At 63.1% G+C, this 20,235-nt stretch carries 18 protein-coding genes and 1 other RNA gene; 11 read left to right on the top strand and 8 right to left on the bottom strand.

Annotated elements, in window-relative coordinates:
* Window positions 1–67: 67 nt before the first annotated feature.
* Window positions 68–982, top strand: coding sequence for a LysR family transcriptional regulator (locus JN279_RS18395; RefSeq protein WP_096457487.1), 915 nt, complete (start codon window positions 68–70; stop codon window positions 980–982).
* A 25-nt stretch (window positions 983–1,007) separates the two neighbouring features.
* Here JN279_RS18395 and JN279_RS18400 read toward each other — a convergent pair whose 3' ends face one another.
* Both JN279_RS18400 and JN279_RS18405 read right to left on the bottom strand, forming a co-directional pair.
* The gene (locus JN279_RS18400) at window positions 1,008–2,186 is read right to left on the bottom strand and encodes a lytic murein transglycosylase (RefSeq protein ID WP_096447480.1); all 1,179 of its coding nucleotides are present in this window, start codon (window positions 2,184–2,186) and stop codon (window positions 1,008–1,010) included.
* A 409-nt stretch (window positions 2,187–2,595) separates the two neighbouring features.
* Complete coding sequence (locus JN279_RS18405) at window positions 2,596–3,396, bottom strand: glycoside hydrolase family 25 protein (RefSeq protein WP_096447478.1); 801 nt, start codon at window positions 3,394–3,396, stop codon at window positions 2,596–2,598.
* A gap of 288 nt (window positions 3,397–3,684) precedes the next feature.
* Here JN279_RS18405 and JN279_RS18410 point away from each other — a divergent pair, with 288 nt between their 5' ends.
* Window positions 3,685–5,064 carry a serine hydrolase domain-containing protein gene (locus JN279_RS18410; protein WP_096447476.1) on the top strand — a complete coding sequence of 460 codons (1,380 nt, stop codon included), beginning with the start codon at window positions 3,685–3,687 and terminating at the stop codon, window positions 5,062–5,064.
* 15 nt (window positions 5,065–5,079) lie between these two features.
* On the opposite strand, the gene JN279_RS18415 is transcribed toward JN279_RS18410, so the two are convergent.
* The 5 genes from JN279_RS18415 to JN279_RS18435 all read right to left on the bottom strand — a co-directional run bounded on the left by JN279_RS18415 (window position 5,080) and on the right by JN279_RS18435 (window position 11,604).
* Window positions 5,080–5,388: a HigA family addiction module antitoxin gene (locus tag JN279_RS18415; protein WP_096447474.1), complete on the bottom strand. Its 309-nt coding sequence runs from the start codon at window positions 5,386–5,388 to the stop codon at window positions 5,080–5,082.
* A gap of 11 nt (window positions 5,389–5,399) precedes the next feature.
* Complete coding sequence (locus JN279_RS18420) at window positions 5,400–5,696, bottom strand: type II toxin-antitoxin system RelE/ParE family toxin (protein WP_202353563.1); 297 nt, start codon at window positions 5,694–5,696, stop codon at window positions 5,400–5,402.
* A gap of 119 nt (window positions 5,697–5,815) precedes the next feature.
* On the bottom strand, window positions 5,816–6,499 hold the full coding sequence (locus tag JN279_RS18425; protein ID WP_202353564.1) for a class I SAM-dependent methyltransferase: 684 nt from the start codon (window positions 6,497–6,499) through the stop codon (window positions 5,816–5,818).
* A complete protein-coding gene (locus JN279_RS18430) occupies window positions 6,496–7,794 on the bottom strand; it encodes a DUF3419 family protein (RefSeq protein WP_202353565.1) in 1,299 nt (432 codons plus the stop codon). Before JN279_RS18430 ends, JN279_RS18425 begins: the two co-directional genes overlap by 4 nt.
* Window positions 7,795–7,953: 159 nt before the next feature.
* Window positions 7,954–11,604 (bottom strand): hydantoinase B/oxoprolinase family protein, encoded by a 3,651-nt coding sequence (locus JN279_RS18435; RefSeq protein ID WP_202353760.1) that lies wholly within the window; start codon window positions 11,602–11,604, stop codon window positions 7,954–7,956.
* Window positions 11,605–11,784: 180 nt separating this feature from the next.
* On the opposite strand from JN279_RS18435, the gene JN279_RS18440 reads away from it, so the two are divergent.
* From JN279_RS18440 to rnpB, 5 genes are all read left to right on the top strand, one after another.
* Window positions 11,785–11,997 carry a hypothetical protein gene (locus JN279_RS18440; protein ID WP_019859105.1) on the top strand — a complete coding sequence of 71 codons (213 nt, stop codon included), beginning with the start codon at window positions 11,785–11,787 and terminating at the stop codon, window positions 11,995–11,997.
* Between the two features lie 155 nt (window positions 11,998–12,152).
* Entirely contained in the window at window positions 12,153–12,872 is a 720-nt protein-coding gene (locus JN279_RS18445; protein WP_095202292.1) for a J domain-containing protein, read from the top strand.
* Window positions 12,869–13,624, top strand: coding sequence for a peptidoglycan recognition protein family protein (locus JN279_RS18450; protein ID WP_202353566.1), 756 nt, complete (start codon window positions 12,869–12,871; stop codon window positions 13,622–13,624). Before JN279_RS18445 ends, JN279_RS18450 begins: the two co-directional genes overlap by 4 nt.
* A 211-nt stretch (window positions 13,625–13,835) precedes the next feature.
* Window positions 13,836–14,540 carry a lytic transglycosylase domain-containing protein gene (locus JN279_RS18455; RefSeq protein WP_202353567.1) on the top strand — a complete coding sequence of 235 codons (705 nt, stop codon included), beginning with the start codon at window positions 13,836–13,838 and terminating at the stop codon, window positions 14,538–14,540.
* Window positions 14,541–14,617: 77 nt separating this feature from the next.
* An RNA gene (gene rnpB, locus JN279_RS18460) (RNase P RNA component class A) lies at window positions 14,618–15,017 on the top strand.
* A 107-nt stretch (window positions 15,018–15,124) separates the two neighbouring features.
* On the opposite strand, the gene JN279_RS18465 is transcribed toward rnpB, so the two are convergent.
* Window positions 15,125–16,240 (bottom strand): cystathionine gamma-lyase, encoded by a 1,116-nt coding sequence (locus JN279_RS18465; protein ID WP_096447460.1) that lies wholly within the window; start codon window positions 16,238–16,240, stop codon window positions 15,125–15,127.
* Between the two features lie 407 nt (window positions 16,241–16,647).
* On the opposite strand from JN279_RS18465, the gene mraZ reads away from it, so the two are divergent.
* Genes mraZ through JN279_RS18485 form a run of 4 tightly spaced genes read left to right on the top strand, consistent with a single transcriptional unit; the run spans window position 16,648 to window position 20,225 of the window.
* Window positions 16,648–17,106 carry a division/cell wall cluster transcriptional repressor MraZ gene (gene mraZ, locus JN279_RS18470; RefSeq protein ID WP_027044751.1) on the top strand — a complete coding sequence of 153 codons (459 nt, stop codon included), beginning with the start codon at window positions 16,648–16,650 and terminating at the stop codon, window positions 17,104–17,106.
* Entirely contained in the window at window positions 17,103–18,119 is a 1,017-nt protein-coding gene (gene rsmH, locus JN279_RS18475) for a 16S rRNA (cytosine(1402)-N(4))-methyltransferase RsmH (RefSeq protein ID WP_096447458.1), read from the top strand. Before mraZ ends, rsmH begins: the two co-directional genes overlap by 4 nt.
* A gap of 4 nt (window positions 18,120–18,123) precedes the next feature.
* Complete coding sequence (ftsL, locus tag JN279_RS18480; protein WP_096447456.1) at window positions 18,124–18,519, top strand: cell division protein FtsL; 396 nt, start codon at window positions 18,124–18,126, stop codon at window positions 18,517–18,519.
* Window positions 18,516–20,225: a peptidoglycan D,D-transpeptidase FtsI family protein gene (locus tag JN279_RS18485; protein WP_096447454.1), complete on the top strand. Its 1,710-nt coding sequence runs from the start codon at window positions 18,516–18,518 to the stop codon at window positions 20,223–20,225. The genes ftsL and JN279_RS18485 overlap by 4 nt, the downstream gene beginning before the upstream one ends.
* Window positions 20,226–20,235: the final 10 nt, after the last annotated feature.

Consider the following 20,235-nt stretch of genomic DNA (forward strand, 5'->3'; position numbering starts at 1 on the left):
ATAGCGTCATGGAATTGATCAGATAATGACATATTATCTGATCAGCTTGTTAATCCATGGATACACAATGCGCGGATCCGAATTCACCGAGCTCAAGGCATTTTCCGCAATCGTCGAAGAGGGCAGTTTCGTCCGTGCCGCCGCAAGGCTGCGTGTCTCGCCGCCGGCGCTCAGCCAGTCCATCCGGCAGCTGGAGGCGCGCGTCGGCGTCAGGCTCCTTAACCGCACGACGCGCAGTGTCTCTGCGACCGCGGCTGGCGACGCGCTTTTTTCGCGCCTTGCTGTCGCCTTTGGTGAACTGGAAAGCGCCATTGCCGACGTCCATGCAGCGCGCGACCGGCCGGCGGGTTCGTTGCGCATCAATGTGCCGCGTGTGGCCGCGACGCGGTTCATCGCGCCGATCCTCGGGGATTTTCAGCGCAGCTATCCCGATATCGCGCTGACCGTCATCGTCGACGACAGGCTGGCCGACATTGTCGGAGGCCGGTTCGATGCAGGAATCCGGCTCGGCGAGCGACTGGAGAAGGACATGGTGGCGGTGAAACTGAGCGAGGATTTGCAGATGGCCGCGGTGGCCGCTCCCGCTTACCTCGAAAACCGGGCCATACCTCGTCATCCGCAGGAACTGCACCAGCACCAGCACCAATGCATCAAATTCGAGTGGCCGGGCGGCGGCAACCTCTATCGATGGGAGTTTGCGCGCGGCAAACGGGCCCTCGAAATCGCCGTCGAAGGCAGCTTGACCGTCAACGATACCGAACTGATGCTCAATGCCGTGCTGGATGGCGTTGGCATTGCCTACATGTTGGAATACCAGGTTCGGCCATGGATCGAGCAAGGCAGGCTGGTCCGTTTCCTGGAAGCCTGGTCGCCCAGCTTTCCCGGCTTTTATCTATACCACCCCAGTTCGCGGCATGTGCCGCCGGCCTTGCGGGCGTTCATCGATTTCATGCGGGAGAGGAGGGTAGGCGGTAGCCGGTAGCGACGGCCTCAAGAATGGCGGCGCGTCACAGCTTCGCCAAAAGCTCCGGCGTCGGCCAGCCGTCCACCGGCAGGCCAAGCCGCATCTGCTCCTTGCGGATGGCTTCGCGGGTGTTGGTGCCCAGAATGCCATCGACCGTGCCGACGTCGTAGCCACGGGCTTCCAGCTTGGTCTGCAGTGCCTTCATCTGCTCGTTGTTGAGGCCTGGTTCGGGGTTGCGCGGGTCAAGCGGCGGCGCGCCGGCGAGGCGCGCGGCGAGATTGGCCGCGGTCAGCGCATAGGTGAAGGACTGGTTCCATTCGAGGTAGACGTCGAAATTGTCGTAGGTGAGGAAGGCCGGTCCCTTGCGGCCCATGGGTAGCGCCAGGCCGGCCTTCAGGCCCTTGTCGACCAGCGGCGAGCCGTCGGAATTGGTGACGCCCCACTGCGCCCACTGGGTCAGCGGCAATTTGTTGGTGCGCCCGGTCTGGTCCCAGGGCATCTCGTCGGGCACCCGCACTTCCTGGATCCAGGGCTCGTCGCGCTTCCAGCCGCGCGACAGCACCTTGCTGGCCGTGGTCATGATCACGTCGGGCACGCTCTTGCGCAGGTCGACCTTGCCGTCGCCGTCACCGTCGACGCCGTGCGTCAGATAATCGGAAGGCAGGATCTGCGTCTGGCCGATCTCGCCGGCCCAGGCGCCAGTGACATCGGCCGGCAGCACGCCGCGATCGATCAGTTCCAGAAGCGGCACCAACTGCTGGCGGAACAGCTGTGGGCGGCGGCAGTCGTGCGAAAGCGTCACCAGCGCGCTCAGCGTGTGGAAATCGCCCTGCACGGCGCCGAAATCGGTCTCCAGCGCCCAGAAGGCGGTGATGACCGGCGCCTGAACACCGAACTGCTGGTCGGCACGGGCGAAGATATCGGCGTATTTCTTCATGTTCGCCGCACCTTGCTTCAGCCGGTAGGCGGAAATCATGCGGTTGGAGAATTCGATGAAGGTCTGGGTGAAGACGCCCTGGGCGCGGTCGCGTGCCAGCGCCCGCTCGTCGAAGGTGGCGTCTTCCAGCGCGTCGAGGCCGACCGCGCCGACACCGGCCGCCTTGGCTTCTGCCGCCACGCCCTGTTTCCAGGTTTCGAAGTCGCCGCCGCATTCCTGCGCCATCGCCGGCAAGGCCGTGGCGCACAGGAATAGCGCCGCGAGGGCTTGAGAACGCAGTCGCATCAGCTTCCTTTCGAAACGAAGAGGGCATTGTCGTGCTTGGCTGGATGCCCAACGCCCTGAATTACCGGCGGTTGCACTCTTTACCGCTGGCTGTGTCGAAAAGCAGGCGGCAGGCCCGGTGTCAACGGTTCTTCTGCCGCAGCCACTTATTCCCTGGGACTTCGCGACGTTGCCCCCCGTTCAACGGAAACTCTGCTGGAGTGATTTGGTCGAGGCGTTGCGGCCGTTGAACCCGGTTCAACGGGAACTCTGCTGGAGTGATTTGGTCGAGGCGTTGCGGCCGTTGAACCCGGTTCAACGGGAACTCTGCCGGAGTGATTTGGTCGAGGCGTTGCGGCCGTTGAACCCGGTTCAACGGGAACTCTGCCGGAGTGATTTGGTCGAGGCGTTGCGGCCGTTGAACATGACGTCAGCGCGTGTTCTGCCGCAGCCACTTATTCCAGGCAGCTTCGCTGCCGTTGAAGACGTTGATGTCTGATTTGCCGGTCAAGCCGGGAACGATGCCGGTTCCGGTGTATTGCCAGAAGGTGAAGGGATGGCTGCCGTATTTTTCGCGGGGGTGGCCGGCGACGGAGCGCAGCCAGTAGGGATAGCCGCGGAAAGTCGACAGATCATTGTCGTCGAAGAAATCGACCGAGGTGTAAATGATTGGCTTCTTGCCGTAGTGGCGCTCGACGATCTGTAGGAAGGTGGTCATCTCGGCGCGCACCGTGGCGGCGTCGGGGCGCAGCCTGCAGGTCGGCGATTTCGGGTTCCATTCCATGTCGAGAACCGGCGGCATGGCCGAGCGGTCGACGGGAACGTTCTGGATGAACCAGCGCGCCTGCTGGGCGGCCGGGGTGCAGAAATAGAAGAAATGATAGGCCGCACGGGGGACACCGGCGGCCTTCGTGCGCGCCCAGTGCTCGTTGAAATACTCGTCGAAACGGTCACCGCCTTCGGTCGCCTTGATGAAGGCGAAGGAAATGCCGCTCGCCTTGGCCGTCGGCCAGTCGACCGAGGTCTGGTACTTGGAAACGTCGGTGCCGTGAACGGCATAGTTCCACGGCGCGCCGCTGTCCCATTCATGCGGCTTGGAATCCTCGAAGCGCGGCGCTCGCACGGCGACCGTCGGGCTGCTGGATGAAGATGGCGACAGCGGCGACAGATCGTCCACGGCCGAGCAGGCGCCAAGCAGCGTCAGCATGAAAAGGGCCGCAAGACGGCGCATCACAACTTCCAAGCCGGAATCAGCCGGTCGCTGATGGGTCTGTGAACCGATGGCCGACGATTGGTCGAGCCCCCTCCAGGCGATCGCCCCACAGCATCGCCCAGTATATCCCTTTTGTGCATGTCGTTGTGCCAAAACCGCTGCGCAGTTTTGGGCGACATGCATCCATGTGATCGCCGATCATGGTTGATAATCCGTTGACGGCGCTCGACAGGCGCCACGATTTTGCGGAAGCATGGCGGCAATTCGATGACATAAGAGGCGGGCGAAAGCCCGGGAGGGCAATAGATGCGCATCGTCGTCAAGATCGTCAAATGGCTGTTTGGCCTGATCGTGCTGGCGGTCGCCGCGCTGTTTGCCTGGCTCTACATCGCGCCGCCCGAATTGATCCGCGTCGGTTCGGGCTATTCGGCCAAGATCGTCTGCTCCAACGTCTTCATCGCCGGGCGCAACGCCAATGAGGTGCTTGCCGTCGACGTGCAGGCGCCAGGACACCCACTGCTGCGGCTGATGCGGGTCTCGGTCGACAAGAACCGGGGGACGGTTTCGGCGGGCCTGCTGGGCTTCCTCGGCAAGAGCGAGGCGGTTTCCCGTGACGGGCTGGGCTGCGCCTCGGTTCCTGACGGCGATGTCGGCAAGGCGCGGCGCACGGCGATCCATGTCGAACCCGCGGCGACCAAGCAGGATGTGCTGTGGCCCGAGGGCGAGCGGGTCGAGGCATCGCAGGATCCGGTGATTGCCAAGCTGCTCGACGATGCGGCGCTGACCGGCACCGGCATGCGTGCGGTGGTCGTGGTCAAAAACGGCCGTGTCGTCGCCGAACGCTATGGCGACGGCTTTTCCGCCAAGACGCCGCTGCTCGGCTGGTCGATGACCAAGACGGTGAACGCCGCCATCATCGGCACGCTGGTCAAGGACGGCAAGATGGCCATCGACAATAAGGGCCTGTTCGCGCCGTGGAAGGCGGACGGCCGCGCGGCGATCAGCCTTGCCGACATGATGGCGATGTCGAGCGGGCTGGAGTTCAACGAGGATTATGGCGACGTCGCCGATGTTACGCGCATGCTCTATCTCGAACCCGACATGGCGGGCTTTGCCGAATCAAAGCCGCTGGCGGGCGAGGTCGGCAAGGTGTTTTCCTATTCGAGCGGCACGGCGGTGATGCTGTCGCGGCTCTGGCAGGACGCGATCGGCGACAAGGCCAAGGCGCTGACATGGCCGCGCAGTGCGCTGTTCGAGCCGCTCGGCATGCACAGCGCCGTGCTCGAAACCGACGAGCAGGGCACGTTCGTCGGTTCATCCTACCTCTACGCCACCGCGCATGACTGGGCGCGCTTCGGCCAGTTCCTACTGCAAGGCGGGGTGTGGAACGGCAACCAGGTGCTGCCGGCGGGCTTCGTCGACTGGATGCGCGAGCCGGCGCCGGCCTCGAAAGTCTACGCCAAGGGCCAGCTGTGGATCGAGGCGCCGGGCGATGAGGACAGTCCCGGCGCCGGCGTCGCCGCCGGCCTGCCCAAGGACACTTATTGGATGGAGGGGCATGACGGACAGACGGTCACCATCATTCCCTCGGAGCAATTGGTGGTGGTGCGGCTGGGGCTGACACCGGCCAAGCTCGGCTATCGCCCGCAGACGATGGTGGGGGCGCTGGTGAAGGCGCTGCATTAGTCCTGCAAATCTTGTCTATGGGGCTGTTGGCAAAGGCTTGGCGCGGTCAACACGCGCCCGTTCGTCGGGCGAATTCATAACCGCCCAAAGATCGTTGCGGCGTTGGACATTCAGCCAGAAGTCCGGGCTGTTGCCAAACACCCGGGCCAGAATGAGTGCGGTAGCGGCCGTCACGTTGCGGCGGTCGTTGCACAATTCGTTGACATGCTTGCGCTGAACGCCCATCGCCTCGGCCAAAGCCGCCTGCGTCAAGCCGAGCGGTTGCATGAATTCCTCGGTGAGAATTTCGCCAACCGTTGCTGGCTTGCGTGCGGTCATCAACATGTTCGCCTCATTTATTTATAGCTGTGGTCGTCGAGATAGATGTCCGACGCTTCACCGCGACCGCCGTCCCAGCGGAAGATCAGTCGCCACTGCTTGTTGACGCGGATCGAATGGAAGCCTTCGAGATTGCCGCTCAACTTCTCGAAATGGTTGCTGGGCGGCACACGCAAATCCTGATCGATCATAGCGTCGTCAATCATCTGGAGTTTGCGGAACAAGCGGCTTTCGAGATCGGACGGAATGTTACGAGAATGGGTATCCTGCACAAAGAAGGCCCGCAGCCATTCGTCCCTAAAGTCGACGATCATCACATGCTTCCAGCATGGAGTTAATGTACCACCCTTGGGGTCACATAACAATGTGCGATGTGATTGATCGTAACATCCATCGCTCCATCGGCGGATGGGGCACCGTCGCAACGACGATATTAGCTGGCGATCTTTATCACCGCCAGCCAGGCATAACCGCGATAAAGCGTGCGGAAACGGAAGGTTGCGCCGGTTCGCCGGGATTCCGATTCCAGGACTTCACGCAACGATTCACGCGGCGTGACGTGGAATTTTTTCAGCCAGCCGCGCAGCATCGCCCGGAACCAGCCCGGCAGGCCTTCCTGCTGGCCGAAATCGACGATGTGCAGCGAGCCGTTGGGGGCGAGCGCCGCCAGTGCCGCCGACACTGTCTTCTCCCAGCCAGGGATCATCGACAGCGAATAGGAGACGAAGACGCGGTCGAAACGTTCGATGCCGTAAAGGGAACCCGCATCGAAATCGGCGGCGTCGCCGCGTGCCAGCGTGACGCGGCTGGACAGGCCTTCACGATCGATCGCCTTGCCGGCGGTCTCCAGCATTTCAGCCGAAATATCCAGGCCGAAGAAGCGGGCGTCGGGATAGCGGCGGGCGGCCAGGATGATGTTGCGGCCGGTGCCGCAGCCGAGTTCCAGCACGGTGCCGCCGGGCGGCACATCAAGCCCATCGATCAGCCGGTCGCGGCCGAGCAGATAGTATTTGCGGGTCAGGTCGTAGATGTGGCGCTGCCAGCGATAGACGCCGTCCATCAGTTCGGCATGGTTGGCCTTGAATTCGGGGCTGGCCGGCAGTTCCGTCGTGCTCATGCGGCGCGCTTCACATAGAGGTGGAAGCCGCCATAGATGGCGGAACGGTCGCGGGCGGAGAATTCGCGCGAGGCTTCGTCCTGATAGTCCCACTGGTCGAGCAGCGAGGTCGAAACACGGCCCGGCAGCAGGCTGGGTTCGGCGGCTGTGCGGAAGATGACGCGAGCGCCGGTCGAAGCGGTGCGGCTGATTTCCGACCACAGCGCATTGAGCTGGTCATCGGTCATCCAGTCCTGCGCATCGAGCAGGATGAAGCGGTCGACAGTGCCGGCATCCTTTCCGGCGAGGAACTCGATCAGATTGGCATGGTGGATGGCGACGCGGTCGATGTTGCCGCGGATGGTGTCGTAGTTCTGCTTTTCCAGATAGGCGGGCAGGGCGGCTTCGCCCGGCTCGGGATAGCGGCGGGCGAAGGCCTGCCAGGCGAAGTAGTTGTTTTCCAGCGGGAAATCGCAGGCGAGCTTTTCCAGCCGGGCCTTCAGCACGCTGGCCATGGTGCCGTCGCCTGATGTGATCAGCGAATCATACTGCGCCGGCGGAATGCCGAGGCCGAACAGCGAAGCCTTGCGCGACGTCGCCCATTTCAGAAGCTTCTTGTCGAAGACCGGCGCCAGTTCCTCGTTGAAGAAGCGGCGCTGTTCGCCAATGTTTTTGGCTTCCATCATGCGCGCCGGGTTGACGCCGAAGAATTTCGCCGTGCGGTGACCCATTGCGATGAACAGGCCGAGCAGGCCGGTCTGGTAGAAATTGCGGTCGAAAACGCCGATGCGACGCCGGCCGCGCCAGTTGCGGCGCTCCCAGTACTGGCGGCTGACCGGATCGAGATGCGGCGCGATGAAACGATCGTAGGCTTGCGAATTATGGCTGGTGTCGGCGGCGCCGAAGAAGCGGAACAGGTCGCCCTGCGAGGGCAGGCGGCGCACCGCCTCCAGCTTCATGCGGTTCAGCGCGACGTGGGCGGTGTTGAGGTCGACGGCGTCGACCCTTGCCGGCGAGCGGGTGAGGTAGGCCAGAATGTTGCAGCCGCCCGATGCGATGGTGACGATGCGGTGGCCCTGGCCAAGCTGCATGGCCTCCATGTCGACATCGGGGTCTTCCCAGATCTGCGGATAGACGAGGCCGGAAAACAGGAAGGCGAACAGCCGCTCGGAGATGCCGGCTTTGGAAAGTGCGCGGTTCTGGTAGACGGCCTTTCCAACTTCCTTGCCGCGGCGAAAAACCAGATCCGAGGAGACGTCCGTCATGACAAAGTGATTCCCCATTTGCTTTGCCGCAAGCGGGTAGCGCAGCGTCATGACAGGCCGGTGACAGTCGGAGGCATCGATAATTCTACTGCAGCGGTCATCTGGTGTGGCTTTCTGCGCTTCCGGTGCTCACGGACTCCAATGTCCGCTCCGCTCCGGTTCTCGAAAGCCACGCCACCTGACTCGCCGCAGCGAATTCTCGAAGCCTCCTCAGGCGCGTCCAAATCCACCCGGTGTCGGCGTCGTCAGGATCACCGCCTCGCCGGCGTCGAGCACGGTCTGGTCGCAGGCCTTCAGCACCTCGACCGTCCCATCCTTGCGGCGTATTTTGGTCGAGCCGACCTCGCCGTCGCCACCTCCGTCCAGCCCCTGCGGCGGGCGGTTGCGGTGTGACGACAGGATCGCGCATTCCATCTTCTCGAGGAAGCGGATGGTGCGTTTGGTGCCGTCGCCGGCGCTCCATTTGCCCTTGCCGCCGGATCCCTCGCGGATGTGGAAATCCTCCAGCACCACGGGAAAGCGCAGTTCCAGCACTTCCGGATCGGTGAGGCGGGAATTGGTCATATGGGTGTGCACGCCCGACGTGCCGGCAAAGCCGCGGCCGGAGTTCATATGGCCGGCCGGCGAGCCGGAGCAGATCGTCTCGTAATACTGGTACTTCTTGTTGCCGAAGGTCAGGTTGTTCATCGTGCCCTGCGCATTGGCCATCGCGCCCATGGCGCCGAACAGCGCGTTGGTGACATGCTGCGAGGTCTCGACATTGCCGGCGACGACGGCGGCGGGGTAGGCGGGCTTCAGCATGCAGCCGTCGGGAATGACGATGTTGATCGGCCTGAGACACCCGGCATTCATCGGAATCATGTCCTCGACCATGACACGGAAGGCGTAGAGGACCGCGGCGCGGGCAACGGGCTCCGGCGCGTTGAAATTGTTCTTCATCACCGGCGACGTGCCGGTGAAGTCGACCGTCGCTTCGCGCTTTTGCCGGTCGACCGATATCTTCACCTTGATCACCTGGCCGGTGTCGGTGGGATATTCATAGGCCGATGTGTCCGGCAACCGCTCGATCACCCGCCGCACGCTTTCGGCAGCATTGTCCTGGACGTGGCCCATATAGGCCTCGACGACATCGAGGCCGAAATGCGCGACCATCTTGCGCAGTTCGGCGACGCCTTTCTCGTTGGCGGCGATCTGCGCCTTGAGGTCGGCAATGTTCTGATGCGGGTTGCGGGCGGGGTAAGGGTGGTCGGTGAGCAGCGCATGCAGCTCTTTTTCACGGAATTTTCCGCGGTCGACGATGCGGAAATTGTCGAACAGCACACCTTCCTCGTCGACCGTGGTGGCGAGCGGCGTCATCGAGCCGGGGGCGGTGCCGCCGATGTCGGCGTGATGGCCGCGCGAGGCTGCCCAGAACAGGATCTTTTTCTGGGCGTCGTCGAAGACCGGCGTCACCACGGTAATGTCAGGCAGATGCGTGCCGCCATTGTAGGGGGCGTTCAGGGCAAAGACGTCGCCTGGATGGATGTCGCCGGAGTTCAGCCGGATGATGGTCTCGACCGAGCGATCCATGGAGCCCAGATGCACCGGCATGTGCGGCGCGTTGGCGACTAGGGCGCCTGTGTGGTCGAAGACGGCGCAGGAAAAATCCAGCCTTTCCTTGATGTTGACGGAGTAGGCAGTGTTCTGCAGCGTCACGCCCATCTGCTCGGCGATCGACATGAACAGGTTGTTGAAGACTTCGAGCATGACCGGATCGGCTGATGTACCGAGGGCGGCGGCGCGCGCTTTCCTTGCCGTGCGCCGGATCACGACGTGGTTGAGGTTGGTGATTTCGGCTTGCCAGCCCGGTTCGACGACGATGGTCTGGTTGGGTTCGATGATGAGGGCGGGGCCTGCGACCAGATTGGATGGGCGGAGGTTTTCGCGACGATGGATGCCGGCTTTATGCCACCGGCCTTCGGTGTAGATGCGCCGCGTTCCGGAAGCGCCGGCTTCAACCCTTGCCGGTCCGGCGGGCGCATAGGCTTCGGCGCTGCTTTCACCGATTTCGCTGCCCTCGACACCGACCGTCTCGACGATCATCGGCTTGTCGTCATAGACGAAGCCGAATTGCGCCTTGTGGGCGATTTCGAAGTCGCGCTTGGCCTGAAAAATCGAGTCGCTCTCGAAATTCACCGGCAGTGTCGTGTCGGTGCCATCATAGCGGATATGCAGCACCGGCTTGGCGGCAACCGCGTCCTCGGCGATGCCTTGCACTGCCAGCTCGGCGATGACGGCCTTTTTCAAGACGGCGATGAGGGCGTCGATGTCGGTTCTGGACTCTTCGGCCAGCGGCTTGAGCAATGCCTGCTGACGTGAGGCAAAGACCGAGGCCAGGCCGATGCCATAGGCGGAAAGCAGGCCGGAGAAGGGGTGGATCAGCACCGCCTCCATGCCGAGCGCATCGGCGACCAGGCAGGCGTGCTGGCCGCCGGCACCGCCGAAGCAGTTGAGCAGATATTCGGTGACGTCATAGCCACGCTGCACGGAAATCTTCTTGATGGCATTGGCCATGTTCTCGACAGCGATGGTGACGAAGCCTTCGGCGACAGCTTCCGGTGAGCGGCCGTCGCCGATCTCTGCGGCCAGTGCCGCGAATTTCGTCCGCACGGTCTCGACGTCCAGCGGCTGGTCCTGGCCCGGGCCGAAGATCGCCGGGAAGAAATCCGGCTGCAATTTGCCGAGCATGACGTTGGCGTCGGTGACGGCCAGCGGGCCCCCGCGCCGGTAGGCGGCGGGGCCGGGTTTGGCGCCGGCGGAGTCCGGTCCGGCGCGAAAACGGCCGGCCTCGTAATGCAGGACCGACCCGCCGCCGGCGGCGACGGTGTGGATGCGCATCATCGGCGCGCGGACGCGCACGCCGGCGACTTCGGTGTCGAAGGCGCGCTCATACTCGCCATCGTAATGGGCAACGTCGGTGGAGGTGCCGCCCATGTCGAAGCCTATGACTTTTTCGAAGCCGGCGAGCTTGGCCGTCTCGACCATGCCCACGACGCCGCCAGCCGGACCCGACAGCAGCGCGTCCTTGCCCTGGAACATGTCGGCGGCGGTGAGGCCGCCTGACGACATCATGAACATGAGGCGAGGGGTTTGGTCGCTCTCTTCTTCAGGTGGGGAGATTGGCGCCGCGCCCAGTTCTCCCGCCACCCTTTGCACATAGCGCGACAGGATGGGCGAGAGATAGGCGTCGACCACCGTGGTGTCGCCGCGGCCGACCAGCTTGATCAGCGGCGAGACCTCGTGGCTGACAGAGACTTGGGCGAAACCGATCTTGCGGCAGACCTTTGCCACCGCCTTCTCGTGGTCGGGATATTTCCAGGCATGCATGAAGACGATTGCCACTGCATCGATGCCGTCGGCCTTCGCCTGCTCGATCACCGGCCGGCAAGCGGCGATGTCGAGCAGCCGTTCGACGGAGCCATCGGCGAGCACGCGCTCGTCGATTTCGATGACGCGCTCATAGAGCTGCTCGGGAAGGATGATCTCCTTGGCGAAAATGTCGGGCCGCGCCTGGTAGGCGATCCTGAGCGCATCCCGAAAGCCCTTGGTGATGAGCAGGAGCACGCGGTCGCCCTTGCGCTCAAGAAGCGCGTTGGTGGCGACCGTGGTGCCCATCTTGATGTCGCCGATCCTGCCGGACGGGATCGCGGTGCCCGGTTTGACGCCGAGCAGGTCGCGGATGCCCTGGATGGCGGCATCGGCATAGGCTTCGGGATTCTCCGAAAGCAGCTTGCGTGGATGCAGTTCACCCTGCGGGTCACGGCCGATGACATCGGTGAAGGTGCCGCCGCGATCGATCCAGAAATCCCATTTCGCGGCCATGGCTGAAGTCTCCGGCATTTTCGTTTCCAGCTTTCGTTGTTAATGCGCCAAGGCGCCGGCAGCAACGCATCCCGTTGATGTTACATGCGGAAACGCAACGTTACGAAACTCATGGCCGCGTGGCGCATTTCCTCTGTAACCGTTCACTGCAACGTGAGCGTGTGTTGAAGGAGAGATAGTATGAAAAAGCTCATTTTGGCTTCTGTGTCCGCTCTTGCCCTGCTGGGCGTCGCAGCCTGCAGCGACAGCGGCAAGGGCACTGACACCACCACTACGCAGAGTACCAATCCGCCGGCTGCCGAGCAGCCGATGAAGCCCGCGGCCCCGGCCGACAATTCGACCAAGCCTGCCGAGCCGGCTCCGGCAACGCCTGCTCCTGCGCCCGCGCAGTAGCTTGTAAGCTGTTAAGCATGTCTTGGGAGGAAGGGTCGGCGTCTCGCCGGCCTTTTCTCGTGAGGGCGGACCGACAAGGTGCCTCTGGTTCAAGGGCCTGGCAGCGGCCGTTATTGGCTTGATAGCGGGGACCGGTTGGCTCTATGAAGCGGGCCATGTCGATTTGGGACCGCCTCGGCGAGTTTATCACACGGGTATCATCTTCAGCGACGTCGGGCGTTGCCGACGTTGTCGAGGCCGTGCGCACAGTGTTCTCCGGCGATGCGGACCTGCGCCGCCGCGTTGCCTTTTCGGTGGCGATGATCGCGCTCTCGGCCAAGATGGCCAAGGCAGACGGCATCGTCACCCAGGATGAGGTGCGCGCCTTCCAGGAAATATTCGAAGTGCCGCCGAAGGAGACGCGCAACGTTGCGCGGCTGTTCGATCTCGCCCAACGTGACGTGGCTGGTTTCGAAACCTATGCCGAGCGCATGGCGCAACTGTGCGGCTCCGGGCATTCGAACTGCGTGATGCTGGAAGACATACTCGACGGCCTGTTCCACATCGCCAAGGCCGACGGACTGGTGCATGAGCGCGAAGGCATCTTCCTGCACCGTATCGCCGAGATCTTCCGCATCGACGAGGCGCATTACGAATCGATCCTCGCGCGCCACGTCAATCTCGGCGCTGGCGACCCCTATGTCGTGCTCGGCATCGAGCGCGGCAAGCCGTTCGAAGAGGTCAGGAAGCGGTACCGCAAGCTGGTTTCCGACAACCATCCCGATCGGCTGATCGCGCGCGGCCTGCCGCAGGAATTCATCAAGATCGCGACGACCAGGGTCGCGGCGATCAACGCCGCTTATGAGATGATCGAGCGGGGCCTGCGGCACGTATGAGCGGTTTCCTGCCCGACGAGCCGAGTGCCGAGGTCAGGGTGTCGCCGAATTTCGGGCCAAGGCGCGATACGCCGAAGCCCGACATGATCGTGCTGCACTATACCGGCATGGCGACAGGTGCCGGAGCGGAAGCCTGGCTGTGCGATCCGGCGAGCGAAGTCTCCTCGCACTATCTCGTCCATGAGAATGGCCACATCGTGCAGATGGTCCGGGAAAGCGACCGCGCCTGGCACGCCGGCAAGAGTTCCTGGTTCGGACGCACCGACATCAACTCCTGCTCGGTCGGCATCGAGATCGTCAATCCGGGACATTCGCTGGGCTATCCCGGCTTCCCCCGGCGCCAGATCGATGCGGTGATCGGCCTGTGCAAGGGGATTGCCAGGCGGCATGCGATCCCCGCCATGCGGGTGCTGGCGCATTCCGACGTGGCACCCGGGCGCAAGATCGATCCGGGCGAGAAGTTCCCTTGGACCGCCCTGTTCAAGGCCGGTGTCGGCCATCTCGTGCCAGCCGCACCCATCAGGCGCGGGACCACGCTGAAGCTCGGCGACAACGGTGCCGATGTCGAGGCGCTGCAGTCGATGCTGGCGCTCTATGGCTATGGTGTCGAGATATCGGGTGTTTTCGACCATCAGACACGGATTGTCGTCGAGGCCTTCCAACGGCATTTCCGGCCGCGCCTGGTCGACGGGCTGGCCGACGGCTCGACGATGCGCACGTTGCAAAAATTGCTCGCTTCCATAAGCCGCTGACCCCGGGGCAAGGCGCCGTTCAAGTAATCTTTTTCCCCTGTCTGGTTACAAACTGTCACTCAAAGTGACTTGCCCCGCCTTCATTGGCGCCAATTCGGGCCTCAAAGGGCAATCCGTACAGTTTGTCGGACCTCTAGCCCCCGGATGTTCCGCTATTAATCAAGCAGCGCCACGCGAATATCTTCGCGTGGTCCAAACAGAACAGGATCACATGCAGAAATTGACCGTTGTGACGGCAGCCCTTGCTGCCGGCGTAGTGACTTTTGCCTTCAGCGCGGCTGATGCCGCGACATGGAGCCCCCGGGCCGATCAGGGGCTCGTCGCGGTGACCAAGGGCAAGGCCACTTCAGCCAAAAGCAGCAGGAGCCTGAAGGCAACGGCGAAGCAGGCTTCCGCCAAGGTGGAAAAAGCCAACTGGACCAAGGCGAAGAAATCCTCCGCCAAAAGGCAGATGAGGCGTGGCCGCAAGACCGTCGACATGACGACAACGGCATCGATCGGTCTCAGGAACGTCGCGGCGTCGACGGCAGCGGTGGCCAGCAGCGGCCAGTATTCCGCGATCGTTGCCCGCTATGCGGCAAGCTACGGCGTTCCGGTGTCGCTGGCCAACGCCGTCATCACGATCGAGAGCAACTATCGGCCGAACATGGTCGGCAGCGCCGGCGAGATCGGCCTGATGCAGATCAAGCCGGCAACCGCGCGGATGATGGGCTATAACGGCTCGGCCAAGGGCCTGTTCGATCCCGACACCAACATCAAATACGGCATGAAGTATCTCGCCTTGGCGCAGAACCTTGGCGGCGGCACGACCTGTGGCACGATCCTGAAATACAATGCCGGCCATGCCGCGACGCGGATGAACCCGATCTCGGCCGCCTATTGCAGCAAGGTCAAGGTTCAGATGGCCGCGCTCTGATAGCAAGTTGCGAGAGCCGGCAGACAAGCCGGCTTTTTCGTTTGCGTTTTCCCGGCTGAACCCCTTTATACGCCTTGCCAGCTGGCTGGGCGGCCGCACTCGCAAACGCCGAAAGGCCGCGAGTGAGGAAAGTCCGGGCTCCATGGAGACACGGTGCCGGTTAATGGCCGGCGGGGGCGACCCCAGGGAAAGTGCCACAGAAAGCAAACCGCCGCGACTTTGTCGGGGTAAGGGTGAAAGGGTGGGGTAAGAGCCCACCGCGCGACTGGCAACAGGAGCGGCACGGTAAACCCCACCGGGAGCAAAACCGAATAGGGGCGGTGCGAGGGGCAACCCTCGAGGGCTGTTTCCGGCTCACCGTCCGGGTAGGTTGCGTGAGGCGCATGGCAACATGCGCCCAAGATGAATGGCCGCCACGTTCTCGTCCCGCAAGGGGCGAGGGCCATACAGAACCCGGCTTACAGGCCAGCTGGCAGTTTCGTCTGAAAGAGAAATCCTTTGAGATCAGCAGGTTGCGCCCTCTGGCGCGCCTGCCGATGCAAGCCTTTTCGGCTGTTTGCCAATAAGGCATCACGTCCAGCGCCTCAGCCGTTGATCCTGTCCAGCGACGTCTCGATGGCCTTCCAGAGTTCTTCCACCGGTTCACAGCCGACCGAGAGGCGGACAAAGCCTGCGGGAACCGCATCGCCCCGTTTCGAGCGGCGCTCGGCCGAGGTGTGGATGCCGCCGAAGGAGGTCGCGGCCTCGATCAACTGGCAATTGTTGATGAAATCCTCGGCCTTGTCCTCCGAGGCGAGTTCGAAGGAGATGAGGAAGCCGAAGCGTTCCATCTGGACGCGGGCGAGGTTGTGCGACGGGTCGCCATTGAGGCCGGGAAAGCGCAGGCCACGCACCGCGCGATGGTCCTTGAGCCGTTGCGCGATCGTTTCGGCCGATGAGCACATGCGGTCGAAACGCACCTCCAATGTTTCGAGGCCGCGATGCACCAGCCAGGCCTCGAACGGTCCGGGAATGCCGCCGGCCATTGCGCGCCAGTCCGTCACCTTGGTGATGATGTCGGCGTTGCGGCTGGCGACATGGCCAAACAGCACGTCCGAATGGCCGTTGACCGCCTTGGTGTCGGCGGAGACGACGATGTCGGCGCCGAAGTCGAGCGGACGCTGGCCGAACGGCGTCATCGTCGTGTTGTCGACGACAAGGATCCCACCCTGCTCGTGGACAGCCCTGGCAATCGCAGAGATGTCGCAGATGTCCAGCCGCGGATTGGACGGGGTTTCCACGAAGACCAGCGAATAGCCTTCGAAGCCGCCGTCGAGGAAGGTCGGCGTCGGCCTGGTGTCGCAAACTATGCCGAGCGGCTTCAGGAAGCGTTCGGCCATCGCGCGCGTGGCATGATAGCCGTCCGCCGGCAGGAGCACGCGATCGCCCGATTTCAGCAGCGCGAAAAACACCGATGAAATCGCGCCCATTCCAGAGGGAAAACTCACGCATTGCGCATCTTCCAGATGGCCGAGCACATGTTCCACGGCGCGCCATGTCGGGTTGTCGTAGCGGCCATACTGATCGACGCCGGTCTCGACGCCGGGCGTGTGAAAGATCGAAGCCATGGTCAGCGGCAAGGGGATCGGATCGCCGGTGGCGAAATCGCGGCTGCGCAAATGGGACAGTTCGGCGGCGCGTGACTTTGCAGTCTCGGACATGAGCTCGATCCTTGTTATCTGGGCGGAAGACGTCGCTCGACGCTATGCGGGCAGGTGATTTGCGGCAAGCCACCTCTTTTGGGCCAGAGGGCTCTAAACGCTTCGTTAGGCTTAATGGATCATAAAGACGAGACGTGCCGTAACGGCTGCTCGGATTGGTCGCGATGCGCGTGTTTGTGAAGCCCGTTCCCGTTGACGCCCATAGTGCCCCATGATATCCCATTTCGACATCAAAGCCTTCGTTCCGCGTCAGGGTAAAGCGTACGCCAATCGGGCAGCCGCGGCGGCTGCGCGTTTGCCGGTTTTTGCCCGTGTGGGCGAGGCTGATACGGGGCAGGGAACGCGCAGCAGTGGCGCGTGCAAGACAATGAAGAGGGGTGCGGCGGCGCAAGCGGCTGTAACGCGTGATGGACCGGTTTCTGTCGAACACGGTGAGCAGGATCGATGCGAAGGGGCGGGTGTCCGTTCCGGCGCATTTCCGCGCTGTCGTGCAGAAGCGCGGCTATTCGGAACTCTATGCACTGCGTTGTCTCGACCTACCGGCGATGGATGTCGGCGGGCTCGACCTGCTCGACCGCTACGAACAGCGCATTGCGCAGGAAGATCCCTTCCTGCAGACGGCGGACGACATGTCTTTCTTCTGCCATGGCGATGGGACGTTTCTGAAACTCGACCAGGACGGCCGCATCACGATGAGCGATTTCATTCGCGAGCATACCGGCATCTCGGCGGAGGTGGCCTTTGTCGGGCGCGGCAATTTCTTTCAGATCTGGGAGCCGGGACGGCTTGCGGCCTATGGGGCGCAGGCGCGGGCCAGGCTTTTGCAGCTTCGGCAGGGGACGAAGCCTGGGGAGCGACCGGAATGATGGTGGGCCACGGCGATGATACCAACGCCGTTGGCGGATCGGTCCGCCACATTCCGGTCCTCCTTGGCGAAGTGCTCGAGGCGCTGGCGCCGGCGGAGGGCGACATCATCATCGACGGCACTTTCGGCGCCGGCGGCTACACAAAAGCCATTTTGGCGGCCGGGGCTTCCGTTGTGGCGATCGACCGCGATCCCGACGCCATCGCGGCTGGGCGCGATCTGGAGGCGCAATCGGGCGGCAGGCTGAAACTGGTCCAGGCGCCGTTCTCGACGCTGGACGAGCATGTCGAGAGCGCCGATGGCGTCGTGCTCGACATTGGCGTCTCCTCCATGCAACTCGACCAGGCCGAGCGCGGGTTCTCGTTTCGCAGTGACGGGCCGCTCGACATGCGAATGGCGCAGGCTGGCCTGAGCGCCGCCGACGTCGTCAACAGCTTCAAGCCCGGCGATCTTGCCCGTATCTTCGGCTTCCTCGGCGAAGAGCGTCACGCTGGCCGCATCGCCCGCATGATCGAGGCCCGCCGCGAAAAGCGGCCGTTCGAGCGCACGCTGGAACTGGCCGACGCCATCGAGACGCATATCGGCCGCGCTCCGAAGGACAAGATCCATCCGGCCACCCGCGTCTTCCAGGCGCTGCGCATCTACGTCAATGACGAGCTTGGCGAACTGGCCAAGGCGCTGTTCGCGGCCGAACGCGCGCTGAAGCCGGGGGGGCGCCTGGTGGTGGTGACGTTCCATTCGCTGGAAGACCGCATCGTCAAGCGCTTCATCGCCGACCGCGCCGATGTCGCCACCGGTTCGCGTCATCTGCCCGAGGCGCATGCGCGCACCGCGACCTTCCGCAAGGCTGGCGGCGGCGTGACGGCGGGCGATGCCGAGGTCGCGGCTAATCCGCGCGCCCGCTCGGCCAGGCTGCGCGCGGCAATCCGCACTGACGCGCCGGCACGCGCCGGCGACTTTTCGATTTTCGGTCTTCCAAAGCTTCCCGGCATCACTTTGCCGGGGGAGAGGTAAGCACGTGTTCCGTACCAGCGACATTGTCCTGATCGCCGTCATGGTTTCGGCGGCGGCCCTGACCTACAAGACCAAGCGCGAGGCCGAGGACCAGTTGGCGGCGGTGCAGAAGATCCATAACCAGATACGCTATGAGGAGGAGACGATCGACCTGCTCAAGGCCGACTGGAGCCTGCTCACCCAGCCGTCGCGGCTGCAGAAGCTCGCCGAACTCTACAAGTCGCAGCTTGCGCTCGAGCCGGTCAGTGCCCGCCAGATCGTCGGCTTGGGCGACCTGCCGGCCAAGGCCCTGGACATTCAGGACATACTGAAGGGGCGCCAGGACAGCATGGCCGACAGTTCCGACAAGGCGCCGACCGGCGACAAGGATCCCGTCGTGACCGGAGGCATCGCCCAATGATCGGCAAACTGCTGAGGCGCCGCGCCAGGACGGGCGAAGACAGATCGATCGTCGTCGAAGGCGCCCGCAAGGCGACAGGCGGCAAGGGCAAGGCGCGCATCGTGATGACGATGGCGGTGTTCTTCGGCATTTTCTCGACCATTTCAGGGCGATTGGTCTATCTCGGTTTCCAGACACCTGACCTGTCGGGCGGCCCGCAGAGCCGGATCACCGCCTCGCGGCCCGACATTGTCGACCGCAATGGCGAAGTGCTGGCGACCGACATCAAGACGGCGTCGCTGTTTGCCGAGCCGCGCCGCATCGTCGATGCCGACGAGGCGATCGAGAAACTGTCGACCGTGCTGCCCGAGATCGACTACGAGCAGACCTACCACAAGCTCAAGAGCGGCGCCGGCTTCGTCTGGCTGCAGCGGCAGCTGACGCCCAAGCAGCAGGCCGATATCATGCAGCTCGGCATTCCCGGCTTCGGCTTTCGCACCGAGAAGCGCCGTTTCTATCCAAGCGGCGAAACCTCGTCCTACATTGTCGGCCTGACCAACATCGACAATCAGGGCATCTCCGGCATGGAGAAATATATCGACGAGCAGGGCCTGAGCGACCTGCAGGCGTCGGGCCTGGCGGTGGCCAAGGATCTCAAGCCGGTGAAGCTTTCGATCGATCTGCGCATCCAGCATGTGGTGCGCGACGAGATTGCCGCCGGCCTCGAGCGCTACCGTGCCTTGGGTGCCGGCGCCGTCGTGCTCAACGTCAAGACCGGCGAAGTGGTGGCCATGGCCTCGGTGCCGGATTTCGATCCGAACAACCCTTACAATGCACAGGAAAAGGACCGGCTGAACCGGATGTCGGCGGGTCTCTATGAGATGGGCTCGACCTTCAAGAGCTTCACATCGGCCATGGCGCTCGATTCCGGCAAGGCGACGATGAACAGCCGTTTCGACGCTTCGCATCCAATCCGGGTCGGCCACCAGGCCATTCACGATTTCCACGGCAAGAACCGTGTGCTGTCGTTGCCGGAGGTGTTCCTTTATTCGTCCAACATCGGATCGGCCCGCGAGGCCGAGCTGGTCGGCATCGAAGGGCATCGGGAATTCCTGCATCGCCTTGGCATCCTGGAACGGATGCAGACCGAACTGCCGGAAGTCGCCCGCCCGACTGAGCCGAAGGTCTGGAAACAAGTCAATTCGTTCACCATCGCCTTCGGCCACGGCGTGTCGACGACCCCGTTGCAGGCGGCCGTCGGTTGCGCGGCGCTGATGAATGGCGGCTTCTTGATGAATCCGACCTTCCTGGTGCGCACACAGGAAGAAGCGATGGCCACCGCCAAGAGAGTTGTGAGCGAAAAGACGGTCGAGGGCATGCGCTACCTCTATTCGCTCAACGCCGAAAAGGGGTCGGCCAGAAACGCCAGAGTCCCCGGCTACCGCGTTGGCGGCAAGACCGGAACGGCCGAGAAGGTCATCAACGGCCGTTACTCCAAGGACTTGAATTTCAATACTTTCGTCGCCGCCTTCCCGATGGACGACCCGCAATATCTGGTGTTTACGATTGCCGACGCCCCGCACCCGGAAAAGCCGGGGATGACCGACGTCGCGGCCGCGAATGCTGGGGTCATAGCAGGCAATATCATCAGGCGCTCAGCGGCCATGCTTGGCGTGAAACCAGATTTCAGCCATGAAAATGGTGCAACGTTGGTTTCCTATGAGTGATTCTTAGGGC

The organism is Mesorhizobium sp. 113-1-2 (assembly GCF_016756475.1).
GTDB lineage: Bacteria > Pseudomonadota > Alphaproteobacteria > Rhizobiales > Rhizobiaceae > Mesorhizobium > Mesorhizobium loti_C.